The sequence below is a fragment of the Nocardia sp. NPDC049935 genome (assembly GCF_055586645.1).
Window position 1 is genome coordinate 706195 of the sequence record NZ_JBVJHV010000001.1, and the last position, 17138, is coordinate 723332.

The following is a 17138-nucleotide window of genomic DNA, read 5'->3' on the forward strand; positions in this document are numbered from 1 at the left end:
CGATCAGCAGGTCACGGATACATCGGCGGCCGAGGCGAACGAGACGTGCACATGGTCGTAGTGGTTCTCGGTGGGGCTGCCGCGGTCTTCCATATAGCTCCAGCCGCTGCCGTCGTTGTAGCGCTGCTGCCAGATCACGTAGGTGACCCCGAAGCGTTCCTTGTTGGCGAGGACGAAATTCGCGATCGCGTCGCCGTGTGCGGGATCGGACGTCATGAAATCGAGTGCCTGGCCCGCGCCGTGGTCGCCGTCGTAGCGGCCGTGGGCGCCGCCGATATCGGAGATGCCGAAGGTCTTGCCGATCAGATTGCCCACCTGCGCCACATGCGGCAGGGTCCCGGCGAGTTCCGTCGAGCACGGTATCGCGGGTGGCGCGAGCCGTTTCGCGGATCTCGGCGGCTCGAGCGGGCGGTCGACCGCGGCCACCGCCATCGGCGCTCCGGGCGCTGCCTCCGGAGCCCTGCCGAGGCCGGCGGCGGGAACCTCCGCCGCGTCGACCGCGGCCGCGGCGGCCGGCGGAGCGTCCGGGCCGGGGCGGGCCGCCACCGATATAGCGATCACCGCGGTGGCCGCGACCGCGCTGCCTGCCAGCGGTACGAACTTCGTGGCTCGGGGCGGTTTGCGGTGTCGACCAGGCATAATCGTGATAACTCGTAACGCTCGGAGACAAGATCACCGTTAGATTACGAAACAGTCGCGGCAAAGTCACGGCAACTGTCGCACTTCGGTCATTTCGGCCGACGCGGTCCGAGGCGGCCGGTATGCGGCGGTATTTCCGGCTCGAATCGCCGAGTTCTCCCGGCGGAAACTGATCAGGAATCGAGAAGTGCTGGTCACGGCGCCGCCGATAGCGTCCTCGGTATCGAACTCGCGCGGCAGGCCGCCGCGGGACGTGAGCCGCTCGGAGGAGACGCGATGAACTGGAACAGGCAGGTCCGCCGGACGCACCGGGTGCTGGCGATCGTCTTCACCGCGACCGTGGTGATCACCGTCGCGGTACTGGCACTACAGGGACCGGAGTGGGTGTCCTATCTGCCGCTGCCCCCGCTCGCGCTGCTGTTCTTCTCCGGCCTCACCCTGTATGCGCGGCATATCGCCGCGGCCCGGCGCGGCCGTCGTGGCGCCGGGGCACACCCGCGCCCCGGGACCGGTGCCCCCGCGCCCCGGGTCCGGCAACTGCACCGGTGGGGCGCCGCGGTCTTCACCGTGACCGTGCTCGCGACCTTCGTCGCGCTGTCGCTACCGGAACCGATCGTCTGGGTGTCGTACCTGCCGCTGATCCCGCTCGCCCTGCTGCTGTTCTCAGGGCTCTACCTGTACGTACTCCCGTATCGCGCGGCCGGCCGGAACTCGGGCGGTGCCGGCGAGCGGTCCGCCGCGGTCCGCGCCCGCTGATCCGGGCGCCGGAAACACCATCCGGGCATAGGATTCGGACATGGTCCCCACCGCGAATCTGCTCGCCTTCTTCGTTGCGGCCACCCTTCTCATCATCGTCCCCGGACCCGGAGTGCTGTTCACCATCGGGCGCGCGCTCACGCTGGGGCGGCGGGCGGCCTTGATCTCCGTGCTGGGCCACACACTGGGGGTGCAGATCGCGCTGCTGTTCGTCGCGGTCGGGCTGGGCGCGCTCCTGGCGGCATCGGCGGTGGCCATGTCGGTGGTGAAGGTGGCGGGTGCGCTGTATCTGATCCACCTCGGGGTGCAGGCGATCCGGGAGCGCAAGGCGTTGCGCGAGGTCCTGGGTGCGCCCGCGCCCGCGGCGAGTGGGCGCCGGGTGTTCCGGCAGAGCGTGGTGGTGGGGGTGACCAACCCGAAGGCGATCGTCTTCTTCGCGGCGGTGCTGCCGCATTTCACCGATGCGGCGTCCGGGTCGATTCCCCTGCAGCTGCTGGTGCTCGGCTGGGTGTTCCTGGTGATCGCGCTGGTGAGCGATAGCGCGTGGGCGTTGCTCGCCGCCGCCGCGCGCGATTGGTTCGCGCGGTCGCCGAAGCGGCTCGAAGCCGTCGGCGGCGCGGGCGGCGCGCTGATCGTCGGCCTGGGTGCGTCGGTGGCGGTGGAGCCGGCCCTGTCCGGTCGCTGAACGAGGTTCCGGAGCAGCCGCGCACGGGTCGGCGCAGTTCAGCGGTTTTCCGGGTCGGGGGCTGCCGATACGGGCGGGGGAGCGGCCCCACCGGCACGCGCACGGCTGATATGGTCGGAATCGTTCCGACACGGGGTGCTCCACGCGAGTGGGGCTGAGATGAGACCCGAGAACCTGTTCAGGTAATGCTGACGAAGGGATGTCCTGGTTTTGCGCGCGCAATCCTCCGAAACCGCCCGATTCACCGACCACCTCTGGGATCGGACGAAAGAACTGCGCGGCGCCATCGACGACCTCGAATTCCTGCGCCGGCTCGGCGACGGCAGCCTGCCGCTCGAGGTATTCCGCACCTATGTCGAGCAGGATTCGCTGTATCTGGCCGGATACTCGAAGACACTGTCGCTGCTGGCGGCCAAAGCACCCGATCCGGAGACCGCGCAGTTCTGGGCGCAGTCGGCCGGAACGGCGGTCGCCGTCGAATCGGCCCTGCACCACGACCTTCTCACCGGCGGCCGGATCCCGGTCCGGGAGGGTGAGCCGGAGCATTCGACGGCCTGCCTGGCCTATATCTCCTATCTGATCGCCACGGCCGCGACCGAGTCCTATGCCGTGGGCGCGGCGGCGGCGTTGCCGTGCTTCTGGATCTATGCCGAGGTGGGCCGCGATCTGGCCGCGAAGGCCGCCGAAGTTCTCGCCGCCGATCCCGAGCACCCCTACGCGCAGTGGGTGTCCACCTACGGCGCCGAGGAGTTCCAGGAGTCCGCGGCCGCGGCCAGGTCGCTGGTGGACGCGGCGGCCGAGGCCGCGAGCGCCCGGGACCGGGCGGCGATGGAAACGGCGTTCGTCGTCGCCACCCGCTACGAACTGATGTTCTGGGATACCGCCCTGCATCCGCAGCCCTGGCCCGCCGGATGACCGGGAGCCTGCGCCGCGCCCTCGTATGCGCCGTCGTCGCGGTGGCGGCGCTCACCGCGCTGACGGCCTGCTCCGGTGCCGATCAGGGCCGGACCATCCGGTTCGCGCTGGACTGGACGCCCAACACCAACCACACCGGACTGTTCGTCGCACTGCAGCGCGGGTATTTCGCCGATGCCGGCCTGGATGTGGAGGTCCTGCCCTACAACAACACCGCCGTGGATACGGTGGTCGACGCCGGGAACGCCGAATTCGGTGTGAGCACCCATAATTCGTCGACCTTCTCGCGGGCCTCCGGCGCGCACACCGTATCCGTGCTGGCGCCGCTGCGGCATTGGGCGACGGGGATCGGGGTGAAGGCCGACCGCGCCGATATCGCGAGCCCGAAAGACCTCGACGGCAAAACCTATGCCGGTTTCGGCGATCCCGGTGAAGTGGAGGCGCTGCAGCAGGTGATCCGCAACGACGGCGGCACCGGCGATTTCACCTCCGTCACCCTGGGCACCTCGGCGTACGAGGCGGTCTACTCCGGCCAGGCGGATTTCACCGTGTCCTATCTGGGCTGGGAGGGGATCGAGGCCGAACACCACGGCACCCCGATGAAGTATTTCCGGTACACCGATTTCGGTTTCCCCGACGCCTACGCCATCGTGATCGACGGCAACGAGGACTGGCTGCGAGCGAACCCGGACCGCGCGGCGAAGTTCGTCCAGGCGCTGCAGCGCGGATACCAGTTCGCCGCCGACGATCCGGACGCCGCCGCCCGGGACCTCATCGACGCCAACCCCGGTGCGTTCAACGACGAGAACCTGGTGTTCGAGAGCCAGCGCATGCTCGCGAGCCGATTCATGAAGGACACCGACGGCCGGGTGGGCGCGCAGACCCGGGAACAGTGGGCCGCGAACTCCGGGTTCCTGTACGAGAAGGGGCTGCTCGCGGGTCCCGACGGCGCGCCGCTGACCGAGGAACCCGACTGGTCGGGGTATTTCACCAATGACTACCTCGCCCCCACTTAGCGATCCAGTCCACGCGAAGCCTGGCCGGATCGCCGCCGACACCCCACGGAGGGCGCGGGCCGGGCGGCTGGTGCCGGCGGTCGTCACCGTCGCGGTGCTGGTCGCGTGCTGGCAGGTGTATGTCGAGATCAGCGGCATCCGCCCGCAACTGCTCCCGTCTCCGCTGCGGGTCGTGCGACAGGGCTGGGCGCATCGCGACGAGATCGGCACCCACGCCGCCGCCACTGTCCAGGTGACTCTGACCGGATTCGCGGTCTCGCTGAGCCTGGCCTGGTTACTGGCCGTGGTGGTGGATTTCTCGCCGTGGCTGCGCCGCGCGTTCGTCCCGCTGTTCGTCGCCTCCCAGACCCTGCCGATCATCGCCATCGCGCCGCTGATGGTGATCTGGTTCGGTTTCGGACTGCTGCCGAAGGTGCTCGTGGTCGCACTGGTCACCTTCTTCCCGATGGCGATCGGGCTGATCGAGGGGTTCGCGGCGGCCGACCGGGACGCCGGCGCCCTGCTGCGCAGTATGGGCGCCTCCCGTGGTCAGATCTTCCGCTACGTCCGGCTGCCCTCGGCGCTCCCGCGGTTCTTCACTTCCTTGCGGATCGGGATCACCTACGCGGTCGTCGGCGCGGTGTTCGCCGAATACGTCGGAGCGACCGAGGGGCTCGGCATCTATATGAGCCTGCAGAAGAATTCGTTCCGTACCGATCTGGTGCTGGCCGCGGTGCTGGTCACCGCCGTGCTCAGTATCCTGCTCTACCTACTGACCTTCGCGATCGAACGGCTCGTGGCCCCGTGGGCGCGCGCGGAGAACAGGAACGGGGATGTCTGATCCGCGCGGCGGCCTGATCGTCGATTCCCTCACCAAATCGTTTCCGGTGCCCGGCCGGCATCGCCCGGCCCGGCAGGTCCTGGACGGGGTGTCGTTCACCGCGCGGCCGGGTGAGTTCGTCTCCGTTATCGGCCCGAGCGGCTGTGGCAAGAGCACCGTGTTCGCCATGCTCGCCGGTCTGGACACCCCGGATTCCGGCAGTATCCATTTCGGGCGCAGCGACGACGAACCGACCGCGTCGCACTGTGCCTATATGCCGCAGAAGGATCTGCTGTTCCCGTGGCGAACGGTCCTCGACAACACCATCCTGGGCCTGCTGGTTCGCGGCGTGCCCAAGGCGGAGGCCCGGCGCCGGGCCCGCGAACTGTTCCCCGTTTTCGGGCTGTCCGGTTTCGAGGATGCCCGCCCGTCCCAGTTGTCCGGCGGGATGCGGCAGCGGGCAGCCGTGCTGCGGACGGTGGTCCAGGAACGTGACCTGCTGTTGCTGGACGAACCGTTCGGCGCCCTCGATTCGCTGACCCGTACCGAGATGCAGTCCTGGTTGCAGGAGGTCTGGCAGCGGTACCGGTGGACGGTGCTGATGATCACCCACGATATCCGCGAGGCCGTCTACCTGTCGGATCGCGTGGTCGTGCTGTCGGCGCGCCCGGCCACCGTGCGCCGTGAGGTGCGCGTCGAACTGCCGCGTCCGCGGGATCTGGCGATGATCACGGCTCCCGAGTTCGTCGCGGTCGAACAGGAATTGCTCGAGGTGCTCCACGACGAAACCCGCCACGCGGCGGCCCGGCGGGATCTCTGAGCCCGGTATCGGGCGCACGTCCCGGATCAGCTGCCGATATCGCGGGCCAGCAGGTCGGCGGTGGTCTCCCGGCGCACCAGTTCCCGGGCGTCACCGTCACGCACGGCGACGATCGGCGGCCTGCCGACGCAGTTGTAGGTAGCGGACAGGCTGTGGTGGTAGGCGCCGGTACAGGGCACCGCCAGCAGATCGCCGGGATGCAGGTCCGCCGGCAACCGGACATCGCGAGCGATGATGTCACCCGCTTCGCAATAGCGGCCGGCCACGGTGACAGTCCGGTGCGGGCCGTGTGGGCGCCGGTTCGCGAGTTCGGGCTCGTAGTGCGCGCCGTACAGCGCGACCCGCAGGTTGTCGTTCATACCTCCGTCGACGGTGACGAAGGTCGTCCCGCCCTCCGTGTGTTTGATCGACATGACCCGGTACAGCGTGACCCCGGCCCGCGCGACGATCGCCCGGCCTGGCTCCATGGCCAGCGTGGGCCGGGGGAACCGGTGCCGGGCGCAGGCGGCGTCGCACGCGTCCTCGAGGATCTCGGCCAGCTCGACGAGGTTGAGTTCGGCATCCCCGGGCCGGTACGCCACCGCGTGACCGCCGCCCAGATCGAGTTCGGTCAGCACCTGCCGGTATTCGTGCCGGATCCAGGACATCTCGCCGATCAACCGGCGGACGGCCTCCCCGTAGTGGTCGGGATCGCAGATCTGCGACCCGAGATGGCAGTGCAGGCCGACCAGCTGCAGGAGCGGCTGCTCCATCACCCGCCGCACGGCTTCGGCCGCGATATCGCTGCCGAGCGGGAAGCCGAACTTCTGGTCCAGGACACCGGTCCGCACCGCCGGATGCCCGTGCACGTCGATACCGGGGGACAGCCGCAGCAGGACCGCCTGGGGCCTGGTCAGCTGGCTGGCCAGCAGCGCGATCTCGGAGAGCGAATCGATCACGATACGACCCACCCCGGCGCGGACGGCGGCTTCGAGTTCGTCGCGGGACTTCCCGGCTCCGTGCAGGATGACGCGTCGCGGATCCACCCCGGCCGATAAGGCCACCGCGAGCTCGCCCGCGGAGCACACGTCGATCGAGAGTCCCTCCTCGCTCACCCATCCGGCGACCGCTCGGGTGAGCAGGGCTTTGCCCGCGTAGTAGATCCGGACCCGGGGAAAGAACGCGTGGTAGGCGCGGCAGCGGGCCCGGACTTCCGCTTCGTCGAGCACGTAGGCGGGGGTTCCGAACCGGTCGGCGATATCGGTGACCGCCACCCGGCCGAGGGTGATGCGGCCCTCGGCGTCGTAGTGGGCGTCGCGCGGCCAGATCGCCGGGCTCAGCCGGGGCGGTATCCCCGGCTGCAATGACGGGATCATGTCGAGCAAGGTCACGGTGTGCTCCTGGTGTGTCCCCGCCGTTCGGTATGCGGGGCCGACCCCAGGACTACGCCGCTCATGGCCGGGTGGGCGGGCTCCTGACGATTTCTTGACCGTCCGGGGCGGATTGTTGCCGCGGAATTCCGGCCCGCCCGTCACCGGTCCGGAGAGACAATCGTCGGACCGGGAAGCTCGCACCGTCGTTTCCGGGCACGACCCGTAGGAGGACCATGTTCGTCCCGCTCACTGTCTCCGACTTCCTCGACCGCGCCGAAACCGTGTACGGCGATCGGGTCGGTGTGGTCGACGAACCCGCGCAACCGGCCCCGGACCAGGGTTCGCTGACCTACGCCGAGGTCGCCGATCTCGCCCGCAGACAGGCCGCCGCGCTGGACGCGTTGGGTATCGGCGTGGGTGAGCGGGTCGCGATCGTCAGTCACAACTCGAGCCGCCTGCTGACCTCGTTCTTCGGGGTGAGCGGCTGGGGCCGGGTGCTGGTGCCGATCAACTTCCGGTTGCGTCCCGACGAAGTGCGATACATCGTCGAGGATTCCGGCGCCAGGGTCCTGTATGTGGACCCGGAACTCGCGGATTCGCTCGCCGATGTCGCGTGCGAGCACGTCTTCGTACTCGGCGCCGATACGGACCTCTACGCGGCCCCGGGCGCGGCACCCCGGCCGTGGGAACCGGACGAAGGCGCCACCGCGACCATCAACTACACCTCCGGCACCACCGCCCGGCCGAAGGGTGTGCAGATCACCCATCGCAATATCTGGGTCAACGCCGTCACCTTCGGCCTGCACGCGACGATCGGTGACCGCGACGTCTATCTGCACACCCTGCCCATGTTCCATGCCAACGGCTGGGGAATGCCGTTCGCGATGACCGGTGTCGGCGCCCGGCACATCGTGTTGCGCAAGGTCGACGGCGCGGAGATCCTGCGGCGGGTCCGCGACCACGGTGTCACCGTGATGTGCGCGGCCCCGGCCGTGGCGGCCGCGGTGCTCGAGGCCGCCCAGACCTGGGAGGGCGAGATTCCCGGCCGGGACCGGGTGCGGATCATCATGGCCGGCGCGCCGCCGCCGACGAAAACCGTCGCCCGGGTCGAGGAGGAGCTCGGCTGGGAGTTCATCCAGATCTACGGCCTGACCGAGACGTCCCCGCTGCTGACCGTCAACCGCGCGCGAGCCGAATGGGACGACCTCGACCCGGAGACCAAGGCCGCGAAACTGACCCGCGCGGGCGCCCCGGCGCTCGGTGTCCGGTTGCGGGCCGAGGAATCCGAGGAGGAGGGGTCCGGGGAGGTGCTGGCCCGGTCCAACGTGGTGATGGAGGGCTATTGGGGCCGGCCCGAGGAAAGCGCGTCGGCGCTGGCCGACGGCTGGTTCCACACCGGTGACGGCGGTGAGATCGGCGCGGACGGCTACCTCACCATCGCCGACCGCAAGAAGGATGTGATCATCACCGGCGGTGAGAACGTCTCCTCGATCGAGGTCGAGGACTGCCTGTTCTCCCACCCCGCGGTGGCCGAGGTCGCGGTGATCGCGGTGCCCAGCGAGAAATGGGGCGAGACGATCAAAGCGCTGGTGGTGCTGGGTCCGGATACCGACGCGAGCAACGCGACCGAAGCCGAACTCATCGCCTGGTGCAAACAGCGGCTGGCCGGTTACAAGGCACCGACCTCGGTCGAATTCCGCGACGAACTGGCCCGGACCGCGACCGGCAAGCTCCAGAAGTTCAAGCTGCGGGCGCCGTACTGGAGTGGACGGGGCCGCCAGGTCAACTGACCCGGATCGGAACAGCGGAACATTTCTCCAATATCCCGGTGTGATCGGTAGTGGACAGTGATATCGCCCGGCGGGATCGGTCGGCGACCGATATCCCGGCGTGGGCGATATCCGTGTTCACGAAAGGACATGCCGTGACGAGTTCACTCGATTCCGCGACCCTGCGGGAAGCTCTGGACGCCGTGCACCGAGCCGGGATGCCGGGGGTGGCCGCCGAGGTTCGCGACCGCGACCTGGTCCGGCGGGCCGCCGCCGGGGTCGCCGATCTCGGGACCGGGGAACCCCTCACGACCGAGATGCGGCACCGTGTCGGGAGTATCAGTAAGACATTCGTCGCGGCGGCGGTGATGCAGCAGGTCGAGTCCGGGACGATCGAGCTCGACACGCCGATCGATCACTATCTGCCGGGGCTGGTTCCCGGGAGCCGGGGCGCCGCGATCACGGTCCGGATGCTGCTGAACCACACCAGCGGTCTCGCCGAATACCTGCCGTGTGCGTTCCCTTCGCTGGCCGGATTCCCCGATCTCGCGCGGACCCGGCCCGACAGCCTGGAAACCCACCGGTTCACCCGGTTCGATCCCCTGGAGCTGATCGAGAGGGGTGTCGCGGAACCCGCCGCCGGAGCGCCCGGCGTCGCGCCCGGGGTGTATTCCAACACCAATTACCTGCTGCTGTGCGAATTGCTGCAGACGGTGACCGGTGCGTCCCCGCACGAGTACATCACCCGTCACGTCATCGAACGGGCCGGGCTCCGTGATACCGGACTCGCGGTGGGATCGGCCATCGCCGGTCCGCACCCGCGGATGTACGAGGCCTGGTTCGGCATGCTCGAACCGCCACGGGATTTCAGCGTCTACGACATGTCCTGGGTGGGACCGTCCGCCTCGCTGGTCTCGACCGTCGCGGATCTGAACCGGTTCTTCGGCGAACTGCTCTCCGGCGCGATAGTCGGCCGGGACTCGCTGGCGCAGATGCAGCGGACCGTCCCGGTGATCTCGCTGGAGGGCAAGACCATCGACTACGGATTGGGCCTGCACCGGCTGGAGATTCCCGGCCACGGCACCTTCTGGGGACACGACGGCTCGGTCTGGGGAGCCGGGGCATGGTCCATGACCCGCGCCGACGGGCAGCGGCAGGTATCGGTGGCGGTGACCATGCAGCGATGGAACAGGCTGGATTCCGCCGGCCGGCCGCAACCGCATCCGATAGACGGTGCGCTGGCGGCGCTGTACCGGTCGGCTCTGTGCGATACGTGGGGAGCCGGCGCGACGGTCTGACCCGTGGTCGTCGCGTCCGGGCGGCGAGGTCGCGATCCGGGCCGGCGCGGAGGCGTCACCGGAAGTAGGACGCGTAATCGCCGAAGGGGACCCGGCCGGTGGGACTCGCCTCGATCGCGGCGGCGACCGGCGGCGGTATGGGAGCCCACGCTGCGGGCATGGCCGCAGCCAGGGCCGGGTTCAGGACGTAGATCAGGGCGAAGTTCACGATCCACAGCGGGGGCGCCATCGACATGCCGACCTGCGCGGTGACACCGCCCGCGGTATTGGTCACCAACTGTGCCGTACCCGAGATCTGTTGTGCCGCGAAGCCGTAGGCGGCCTGCACCGTATAGGCCGACCGATAGAGCGCGACCAGCGTGTGCGCCGCCCCGTTGTTCCGCAACCAGGTGCCGACGTAGCCGCCGGGTGCGATCAGGGTGTTCACCTGCCTGGTCGGCGCGTCCGCGTTGGCAGGGCTCTCCAGCAGCCCGTCCGGGTTCACATACAGCCCGTAACTCGCCAGTACCGACGGTGTGCGCTGTCCGTTCACCTGCGAGTAGACGGGCCGGCCGGCGGTATTGGTGAGGATCGCGACGCAGGCGTCGATCACCTCGGCGGCCGCGGGGTCACCGCCGGCGCCGCCGCCGGTGCTCAGATCGTGGTACTGCTGTTCGGTCAGCGCGTCGGCTCTGCCGAGACCGATCCGGCCGGCGATCGAATCGGCCGCGGCCTGCCCCAGCGGCCGGTTGATCTGGTCCGGACCGGTGATCTGCGCCGGCGCCACCTGCTCGAAGCCGGGAGCCCCGGAGAAGGGGGGCGCGAATCCGGCTCCACCCGCCGGCTGGGCGTGCGCCGCGGGGGCGACCGCGGCGAAGAGCAGGCACGCACCCAGCAATGCCAGTATCGAGAAGATCCCGCGGGCCGCTCCGTGCCGATGCTCCGGTCCCGCCGACCACGTGCAGTGCATATGTCGACCTCTCTGAACACAGTCGGATGAGGTAACACAAGCTCTCCGGTAGTCAAAGCCGTGACCGGCGCCGTGTCAAGGCCCGGCGGATCGGCTCCGGCCGGCCGCGGTCTTCGCCGCCGCCTACTCCGCCGATCCGGCGCGCACCCGGTCGGCCGAGGCGAGGGGTATCGGCTCGAACATCGCCGGTTCGTCCGCCGGGAACAGCGCCGTCGGGCCGTAGACCCAGTCGGTGAACGAATAGTCGCCGGTCTCCCGCTCCCGCAGCAGCACATTGCGCTGCTCCCGCCGGAGCCCGTCGAGATGCCACAGCTCACCCCAGACCCGGGCCGTCAGCACCACCCGCCGACAGTGTTCCGGACGGACCGCCTCGTACGCGGCGAGCGCCCCGGCCCAGTCCACGGCCCCGTCCGCGCCGCGTAGCCGCCGCACATGTTCGGCCAGCACCCAGCCGTCCTCGATCGCCATGATCGCGCCCTGCGCCATGTACTGCAGCGGTGGATGCGCGGCGTCGCCGAGCAGGGCGATCCGGCCGTCGACCCAGGTGTCGATCGGATCGCGGTCGTACATCCGCCACCATTTGTCGCGCCACATATGGGGCACCCGGTTCCGGACGAAATCACAGGTCGCGGCGAACGCGGTATCGAGTTCGTCCGGTGTGCCCCACTCGTCGAGCCCGGCGACGGCCTTCGGCGATTCGAATACCGCGACCTGGTTGAGCAGATCTCCGCCCCGCAGCCCGTAATGGACGAAATGGCAGCGCGGGCCCACGTAGACGACCACCTCGGAGAGGTCCACCGGACGATCCACCTCCGTGATCGGCACGGTGCCGCGGTAGGCGACATAGGCCGAGGAGACGGGCCGGTCATCGACGAAGAGTGCGCGTGCGACGGAATGCAGTCCGTCGGCCGCGATCACGACACTCGCCTCGTGCACGGCACCGGTCCGCGTTGTCGCGGAAGCCGTTTCGCCGTTCTGCCGATACGCGACGACCTTCTGCTCGGTGAGCAGTTCGACGCCCGCCTCCCGGCACACCTCGAGGAACAGCGCGTGCAGATCGCTGCGATGGATCACCAGATACGGAAAGCCGTACTCGCGTTCGAGGTCACGCAGATCGAGCGCGGTGAGCTCGCTGCCGTCGACCGCGTCCCGCATCACCATCCGGTCGGGTACGACCCCGCGCGCCTTCACCCGGTCGAGCAGGCCGTAGTCGTCGAGGATGCGGGTGCAGTTGGGTGCGAGCTGGATCCCCGCCCCGACCTCACCGAATCGTCTCGCCTGCTCCAGCACCCGCACCCGCAGGCCGAGCCGGGTCAGCGCGAAAGCGGTACTCAGCCCGCCGATTCCGCCGCCCACGATGACGACGTCCGGATTGCTCACGATGAGCCTCCTCTACAGCCAGGGGCCGAGGTCGGCGACATCGGCGAGAGTATGGGGACGGCCGGCGAGATACGCGGCGACCTCCGGCAGCGGACCGCCGGGCACCGCACCGAGTCCGCGCTTGGCCCGGATATCGGCGATCAGCGCGGTCAGGAATCCGGCGGGCAGATCCGCGAAGGTGGTGTCCGTGCCGAGGTCGACGGCATGGACACACACCTCGCGGGCCCGCAGCCACGGGATCTCCGTGGCCGGGACGGTCCGCCCCTGCGCGGTGACGATCTCGGCCTGCCAGTCGTCTCCGGTCAGGGCGTCCATGGCGCCGGACAGTGTGTGCACCGCCCGGTTCAGCCAGGTCTGCAGTTCGATCGCGGACAGATGCGCGCCCGATTCGATATCGGCGTCGCGTTGTGCGGCCGAGGAGTACATCGGGGTGCGCTCACCCGTGCGCGCCCAGTGCACCAGATTGCCCAGTGCCTCGGCGTTCGCCGCGAGATGGGCCACCAGATGTTTGCGGGTCCAGCCCGGTAGGAGGCTCGGCCGGGCCATCGTGTGCTCGTCCAGGAGTGCCACCTGGGTGACGAACAGTCCTGTTCCGTACTCGGCCCAGGCGAGCGAGTCCGCGTGCGTCCGCGCGCTCATGTCCTGTGCGCGGGCCGCGAGCGCGGGCACCGCGCGGTGCCGCGCCGATTCGCTCATGCCTTCACGATCCGGTTCGTGCAGGAACCGAGGCCGGAGATCCGGGTCTCGACCGTTTCGCCGCCCACCAGGTAGACCTTCGGATCGCGCGCGTGCCCCACTCCCGCGGGGGTTCCGGTGGCGATCAGATCGCCCGGATTCAGCCGGATCACCGTCGAGACGTACTGCACCAGGAAGACCGGGTCGAACAGCAGTGTCCCGGTGTCGTCGTGCTGCATGACCTGTCCGTCGACCAGGGTCTGCACCTCGAGCGCCGGCCGCACCCCGCCGACCTCGTCGGGGGTCACGACATAGGGGCCGACCGGAGTGGCGGAATCCCAGATCTTGCCCTGTGTCCATTCCACGGTGCGGAACTGCCAGTCCCGCATCGAGATATCGTTCATCACGGTGAATCCCGCGATGGCGCCTGCGGCCTGCTCCTCGGTGGCCCGGCGTACCGGCCGGCCCACGACCACCACCAGTTCGACCTCCCAATCCAGGGCATCGGTTTCGGCCGGTTTCACGATCGGATCGTCCGGTCCGATGAGGCTGTCGGCGAACTTCGGGAACAGCGTCGGGTAGGCGGGGAGGTCGCGCCCCATCTCCGCGATGTGGTTGGTGTAGTTGTGCCCGACACAGATGACCTTGGACGGATTCGGTACCGCGGGAGCGAAATCCGCGCCCGCGGCCGGCCGGGCCGGTCCGGCGGCCGAGGCGGCGATCGTGGGCCAGTCCTCCTGCGCGAACAATGCGCCGAGGTCGTCGTAACCGAGGTCCACGAGCGTATCCCCGTCGAGCCGCACCGCGCGGGTGCCGCCGTCGACGCGAAGGGTGGCGAGTTTCATCGGAGAGTCTCCTGACGGTCGAGCCGGAGCGCCTCGAAAACGGGCGCGTCCGAGAAACGGAAGAGGTCGAGGGCACCGGAATCGGAATCGGTGGTGCCGGCTTCGGAAACGGCGGAGAACGGCTGCCAGGAGGGGACCACGAACAGGTCACCGCGCGTCACCGACCAGGAGCTGTCGCCGACGGTCACCGTGCCGGAACCGTCGAACACCTGGAACACCGAGGATCCCGTCTCGCGCACCGGCGCCGTTTCCGCGCCGCGGGCGATCCGGTGGAACTCCGCCCGGATGGTCGGCAGCACATCGGTGCCGTTGTGCGGATTCGAGAACCGCACCGCCGCGTGCCCCGGTTCCACGGTGCCGCCGTAGCCCTCCTTTTCCAGGAGCAGCTGATCGCGCAGCGCGGCATCGGTGTGCTCCCATTTGTAGGCGAGCAACGGCGAACCGGGCGCGATCTCGCCCACCGACAACGGCCGCAGCCCCGGATGACCCCACAGCCGTTCCGACCGCGAACGGTCCGGCGTGACCCGTTCGGCCGCACTGATCTCCGTGCGCCCGAACTCGAAGAACTGCGCCTCCATCGTGTACTGGAACGGGATGTCCAGCCCGTCGATCCAGGCCATCGGTGCCGAGGTCGCGTTGTGGTGGGCATGCCAGTTCCAGCCGGCCTGCGGCAGGAAGTCCCCGCGCCGCATCGGCACCGCGTCCCCGGTCGCGGTGTCCCCGGTGCCGCCGACCACGGTCCACACCCCCGATCCCTCCACCACGAACCGGAAGGCGTGCTGGGTGTGCCGGTGCTCGGGGGCGTCCTCACCCGGCATCAGATACTGGATCGCCGCCCACAGGGTCGGGGTGGCGAACGGCCGCCCGCCCAGCGCCGGGTTCGCCAGGGCGATGGCGCGCCGCTCCCCGCCGCGGCCGACCGGCACGATATCGCCCGCCTGCGCGGCCAGCCGCAGCAGATTCTCCCACCGCCACCGATGCGGTACCGCCCGCGAGCGCGGATGCGCCGGCATCAGATCGCCGATCTCGGTCCACAACGGGACCAGCAGCTCCTGCTCGAAGCCCCGGTACAGCTCCTCGAGGGCAGGGGTGACATCCGGCTGATCCGGGGCCGTGACCGCCCGCAGGCGGACCGGGGTGTCAGTCGTGCTCATATCGCCTACAGTGGCGCGTGTCGATCCAGCAGAACATGAAATTCTGCAGAGCGGAACGGATGGATATGGCCACCACAGCACCGAAGACTCCCCCCGCATATGTCGTGACCAGTGCGGATCACGCGCTGCGGGCGGCGGTGATGCTCCAGTTGGAGGGTGGCCTGACCGTCAGCCAGGTCGCCGATCGGCTCGGGGTGGCACGGTCCACGGCGCATCGGCTGCTGCAGACGCTGGTGTACCGGGACTTCGCGGTGCAGGACGAGCAGCGGAGGTACCACCCCGGGCCGGTTCTCGAACTGGCGGCCCATTCGCAATCGCGGACCTCGCTCCTGCGCGCGACGGCGCTGCCGCATCTGCAACGGGTGGTCGATCTGCTGGGGGAGTCGGCGAATCTGACGATCCGGACCGGCGATACGACCCGCTTCATCGCGAGCGTCGAATGCCGTCAGGCGCTGCGGGTCGGATCGCGGGAGGGGATGGTCTTCCCGGCCCATCGCACCACCGCCGGCCTGGTGCTGCTCGCCGACCTCTCTCCGGGCGAGGTGACCGAACTCTACGACGAGTCCCGATATACCGAGCGCCCCGACGAACGGCCGGATCTGCCGAGTCTGCGCGCCCGGCTCGGCCGGGTCCGCCGGGCGGGTTTCGCCCTGAACGACGGGCTGTCCGAACGCGGTGTGGTGGCGGTCGGCGTCCCGGTCCGGGATACCGACGGCACGGCGCTGGCGGGTCTTTCCGTCTCGATGCCCTCGATCCGCTATGACCGCAACCGGCTACCCGCCCTCGTCGCCACCCTGCACCGCGCCGCGGGCGCCATCGAAGCCGGCCGCGGCGACTGACCGGATATCGGTCCACGATCCGCGGTGGCCACCGCGGGCGGGCACGCCGCTTCAGGCGATAGTGGTGTCGATCGTGACGTCGATATTGCCGCGGGTGGCGTTCGAATAGGGGCATACCTCATGGGCGGCGGCGACGAGTGCGTCCGCGCTCTCCTGCTCGATACCGGCGAATTCCACGTGCAGTGCGGCGCTGAGGCCGAAACCGCCCCGGCCGTCGGGGAGTATGCCGATCTCGGCGACCACGGCCGAATCCGTGAAGGTGATCTCGCGGCCGGCGGCGACAGCCTTCAACGCGGAGTGGAAGCAGGCGGCCCAGCCGGCGGCGAAGAGCTGCTCGGGGTTGGTCGCGCCACCCGGCCCACCCATCGCGCGCGGGATGGCCAGGGTGAGGTCGATCAGGCCGTCGTCGCTGTGCACGCGCCCTCCGGCACGGCCGTCTCCGGTAGCGGTGACGATGGCGGTGTAGACAGGATCGGACATGGTGGTGGTCTCCTTCGATCAGGGGGTTTCGGGGATGCGGCGATGATTTCGCGCGCCGGGCGGGGAGCGAATTCGGTACGTGCCCAACGGATCACCGCGTCCGGCTCGTGCGGAGATGCAGGCGGATCGCCGAGGCCAGGAAGAAGAGGCCGCCCAGCGTCGCGTACCCGGCGAGGGTTCGCAGCGACGCATCGGAGGAGCCGGCCCCCGCGATGAAGCTCGCGCCGGCCAGAGCCGAGATCGCGCCGCTGAGGATCATCGCCCACTGGCCGCCGAGACGGTAACGCCGGATCGCGACGACCAGCTGCACGATGCCCGCGGTGATCGCCCAGACGCCCCACACCCGGAGTACGTCGGGAATTCCGGAGGTCACCGCGACTGCCACCGCGAGCGCGGCGAGCGAACTCGCTGCCATGTTCAGGTAGAGCGGCGTCCGTGCGCGCGCGGTGCCCGAGGTGCGGAGATCGATAACGGCCGCGGCCACGTCGAACAGCGGATAGATCACCAGCAGGGCGATGTCGAACGGGCCCAGTGCCGTAGCGGCCGGAATCAGCAGGAGCGCCCAGGCGAGCGCGAACCCGAAGCGGGCGTAGTACAGGTTCCGTAGCGGCCGGGTGCTGTCGGCGTCGGTGACAGCACTGATCGTGCCGGTCTCGAGTGAGCTGGACATCGGATCTCTCATTTCGGTCGGAACGCGAATCAGTAGAAGAAAGAACGATCGGTACACTTGGAGTCTGCGGTTCGCGGACGGGGTTGTCAATACCGAT

18 protein-coding genes and 1 riboswitch are annotated in these 17138 nt (G+C 69.3%); of the genes, 9 read left to right on the forward strand and 9 right to left on the reverse strand.

What is annotated here, in order from left to right; translation table 11 throughout:
* Positions 1–3 precede the first annotated feature (3 nt).
* The gene (locus ACZ6SF_RS03330; protein WP_466060353.1) at positions 4–639 is read right to left on the reverse strand and encodes a VldE C-terminal domain-containing protein; all 636 of its coding nucleotides are present in this window, start codon (positions 637–639) and stop codon (positions 4–6) included.
* 276 nt (positions 640–915) lie between these two features.
* Between ACZ6SF_RS03330 and ACZ6SF_RS03335 the strand changes: the two genes are divergently transcribed.
* The 6 genes from ACZ6SF_RS03335 to ACZ6SF_RS03360 all read left to right on the forward strand — a co-directional run bounded on the left by ACZ6SF_RS03335 (position 916) and on the right by ACZ6SF_RS03360 (position 5630).
* On the forward strand, positions 916–1395 hold the full coding sequence (locus tag ACZ6SF_RS03335) for a hypothetical protein (RefSeq protein ID WP_466060355.1): 480 nt from the start codon (positions 916–918) through the stop codon (positions 1393–1395).
* 40 nt (positions 1396–1435) lie between these two features.
* A complete protein-coding gene (locus ACZ6SF_RS03340; RefSeq protein ID WP_466060357.1) occupies positions 1436–2080 on the forward strand; it encodes a LysE family translocator in 645 nt (214 codons plus the stop codon).
* A gap of 121 nt (positions 2081–2201) precedes the next feature.
* Positions 2202–2297, forward strand: a riboswitch (TPP riboswitch).
* Positions 2291–2995 (forward strand): TenA family protein, encoded by a 705-nt coding sequence (locus ACZ6SF_RS03345; RefSeq protein WP_466060358.1) that lies wholly within the window; start codon positions 2291–2293, stop codon positions 2993–2995. Its footprint overlaps the riboswitch before it by 7 nt.
* Complete coding sequence (locus ACZ6SF_RS03350; protein ID WP_466060359.1) at positions 2992–4011, forward strand: ABC transporter substrate-binding protein; 1020 nt, start codon at positions 2992–2994, stop codon at positions 4009–4011. Before ACZ6SF_RS03345 ends, ACZ6SF_RS03350 begins: the two co-directional genes overlap by 4 nt.
* A 28-nt stretch (positions 4012–4039) precedes the next feature.
* Positions 4040–4831, forward strand: coding sequence for an ABC transporter permease (locus tag ACZ6SF_RS03355; protein ID WP_466061326.1), 792 nt, complete (start codon positions 4040–4042; stop codon positions 4829–4831).
* A complete protein-coding gene (locus ACZ6SF_RS03360; protein ID WP_466060360.1) occupies positions 4824–5630 on the forward strand; it encodes an ABC transporter ATP-binding protein in 807 nt (268 codons plus the stop codon). The genes ACZ6SF_RS03355 and ACZ6SF_RS03360 overlap by 8 nt, the downstream gene beginning before the upstream one ends.
* 26 nt (positions 5631–5656) lie before the next feature.
* Here ACZ6SF_RS03360 and lysA read toward each other — a convergent pair whose 3' ends face one another.
* The gene (gene lysA, locus ACZ6SF_RS03365) at positions 5657–7000 is read right to left on the reverse strand and encodes a diaminopimelate decarboxylase (RefSeq protein ID WP_466060361.1); all 1344 of its coding nucleotides are present in this window, start codon (positions 6998–7000) and stop codon (positions 5657–5659) included.
* 215 nt (positions 7001–7215) lie between these two features.
* Here lysA and ACZ6SF_RS03370 point away from each other — a divergent pair, with 215 nt between their 5' ends.
* Both ACZ6SF_RS03370 and ACZ6SF_RS03375 read left to right on the forward strand, forming a co-directional pair.
* Positions 7216–8772, forward strand: a complete 1557-nt coding sequence (locus ACZ6SF_RS03370; RefSeq protein ID WP_466060362.1) for an AMP-binding protein — start codon at positions 7216–7218, stop codon at positions 8770–8772.
* Between the two features lie 134 nt (positions 8773–8906).
* Complete coding sequence (locus ACZ6SF_RS03375; RefSeq protein ID WP_466060363.1) at positions 8907–10049, forward strand: serine hydrolase domain-containing protein; 1143 nt, start codon at positions 8907–8909, stop codon at positions 10047–10049.
* A gap of 55 nt (positions 10050–10104) precedes the next feature.
* Here ACZ6SF_RS03375 and ACZ6SF_RS03380 read toward each other — a convergent pair whose 3' ends face one another.
* The 5 genes from ACZ6SF_RS03380 to ACZ6SF_RS03400 all read right to left on the reverse strand — a co-directional run bounded on the left by ACZ6SF_RS03380 (position 10105) and on the right by ACZ6SF_RS03400 (position 15052).
* Entirely contained in the window at positions 10105–10998 is an 894-nt protein-coding gene (locus ACZ6SF_RS03380) for a hypothetical protein (protein WP_466060364.1), read from the reverse strand.
* Positions 10999–11121: 123 nt separating this feature from the next.
* Positions 11122–12378 carry an FAD-dependent oxidoreductase gene (locus tag ACZ6SF_RS03385; RefSeq protein WP_466060365.1) on the reverse strand — a complete coding sequence of 419 codons (1257 nt, stop codon included), beginning with the start codon at positions 12376–12378 and terminating at the stop codon, positions 11122–11124.
* Between the two features lie 12 nt (positions 12379–12390).
* Positions 12391–13074, reverse strand: coding sequence for a maleylpyruvate isomerase family mycothiol-dependent enzyme (locus tag ACZ6SF_RS03390; protein ID WP_466060366.1), 684 nt, complete (start codon positions 13072–13074; stop codon positions 12391–12393).
* On the reverse strand, positions 13071–13898 hold the full coding sequence (locus ACZ6SF_RS03395; RefSeq protein WP_466060367.1) for a fumarylacetoacetate hydrolase family protein: 828 nt from the start codon (positions 13896–13898) through the stop codon (positions 13071–13073). The genes ACZ6SF_RS03390 and ACZ6SF_RS03395 overlap by 4 nt, the downstream gene beginning before the upstream one ends.
* Positions 13895–15052 (reverse strand): cupin domain-containing protein, encoded by a 1158-nt coding sequence (locus ACZ6SF_RS03400; protein WP_466060368.1) that lies wholly within the window; start codon positions 15050–15052, stop codon positions 13895–13897. Before ACZ6SF_RS03400 ends, ACZ6SF_RS03395 begins: the two co-directional genes overlap by 4 nt.
* A gap of 65 nt (positions 15053–15117) precedes the next feature.
* On the opposite strand from ACZ6SF_RS03400, the gene ACZ6SF_RS03405 reads away from it, so the two are divergent.
* Complete coding sequence (locus ACZ6SF_RS03405; RefSeq protein ID WP_466060369.1) at positions 15118–15891, forward strand: IclR family transcriptional regulator; 774 nt, start codon at positions 15118–15120, stop codon at positions 15889–15891.
* Between the two features lie 51 nt (positions 15892–15942).
* Here the strand turns inward: ACZ6SF_RS03405 and ACZ6SF_RS03410 are convergent, their stop codons facing one another.
* Both ACZ6SF_RS03410 and ACZ6SF_RS03415 read right to left on the reverse strand, forming a co-directional pair.
* A complete protein-coding gene (locus ACZ6SF_RS03410) occupies positions 15943–16371 on the reverse strand; it encodes an organic hydroperoxide resistance protein (protein WP_466060370.1) in 429 nt (142 codons plus the stop codon).
* 91 nt (positions 16372–16462) lie between these two features.
* Positions 16463–17041 (reverse strand): hypothetical protein, encoded by a 579-nt coding sequence (locus ACZ6SF_RS03415; RefSeq protein ID WP_466060371.1) that lies wholly within the window; start codon positions 17039–17041, stop codon positions 16463–16465.
* Between the last annotated feature and the right edge of the window lie 97 nt (positions 17042–17138).

Excerpts from the sequence above, each read along its gene's own strand:
- ACZ6SF_RS03330 (WP_466060353.1), bottom strand. The coding sequence starts at position 639 with ATGCCTGGTCGACACCGCAAACCGCCCCGAGCCACGAAGTTCGTACCG.
- ACZ6SF_RS03335 (WP_466060355.1), top strand. The coding sequence starts at position 916 with ATGAACTGGAACAGGCAGGTCCGCCGGACGCACCGGGTGCTGGCGATC.
- ACZ6SF_RS03340 (WP_466060357.1), top strand. The coding sequence starts at position 1,436 with ATGGTCCCCACCGCGAATCTGCTCGCCTTCTTCGTTGCGGCCACCCTT.
- ACZ6SF_RS03350 (WP_466060359.1), top strand. The coding sequence starts at position 2,992 with ATGACCGGGAGCCTGCGCCGCGCCCTCGTATGCGCCGTCGTCGCGGTG.
- ACZ6SF_RS03360 (WP_466060360.1), top strand. The coding sequence starts at position 4,824 with ATGTCTGATCCGCGCGGCGGCCTGATCGTCGATTCCCTCACCAAATCG.
- ACZ6SF_RS03370 (WP_466060362.1), top strand. The coding sequence starts at position 7,216 with ATGTTCGTCCCGCTCACTGTCTCCGACTTCCTCGACCGCGCCGAAACC.
- ACZ6SF_RS03380 (WP_466060364.1), bottom strand. The coding sequence starts at position 10,998 with ATGCACTGCACGTGGTCGGCGGGACCGGAGCATCGGCACGGAGCGGCC.
- ACZ6SF_RS03390 (WP_466060366.1), bottom strand. The coding sequence starts at position 13,074 with ATGAGCGAATCGGCGCGGCACCGCGCGGTGCCCGCGCTCGCGGCCCGC.
- ACZ6SF_RS03395 (WP_466060367.1), bottom strand. The coding sequence starts at position 13,898 with ATGAAACTCGCCACCCTTCGCGTCGACGGCGGCACCCGCGCGGTGCGG.
- ACZ6SF_RS03400 (WP_466060368.1), bottom strand. The coding sequence starts at position 15,052 with ATGAGCACGACTGACACCCCGGTCCGCCTGCGGGCGGTCACGGCCCCG.
- ACZ6SF_RS03405 (WP_466060369.1), top strand. The coding sequence starts at position 15,118 with ATGGCCACCACAGCACCGAAGACTCCCCCCGCATATGTCGTGACCAGT.
- ACZ6SF_RS03410 (WP_466060370.1), bottom strand. The coding sequence starts at position 16,371 with ATGTCCGATCCTGTCTACACCGCCATCGTCACCGCTACCGGAGACGGC.
- ACZ6SF_RS03415 (WP_466060371.1), bottom strand. The coding sequence starts at position 17,041 with ATGTCCAGCTCACTCGAGACCGGCACGATCAGTGCTGTCACCGACGCC.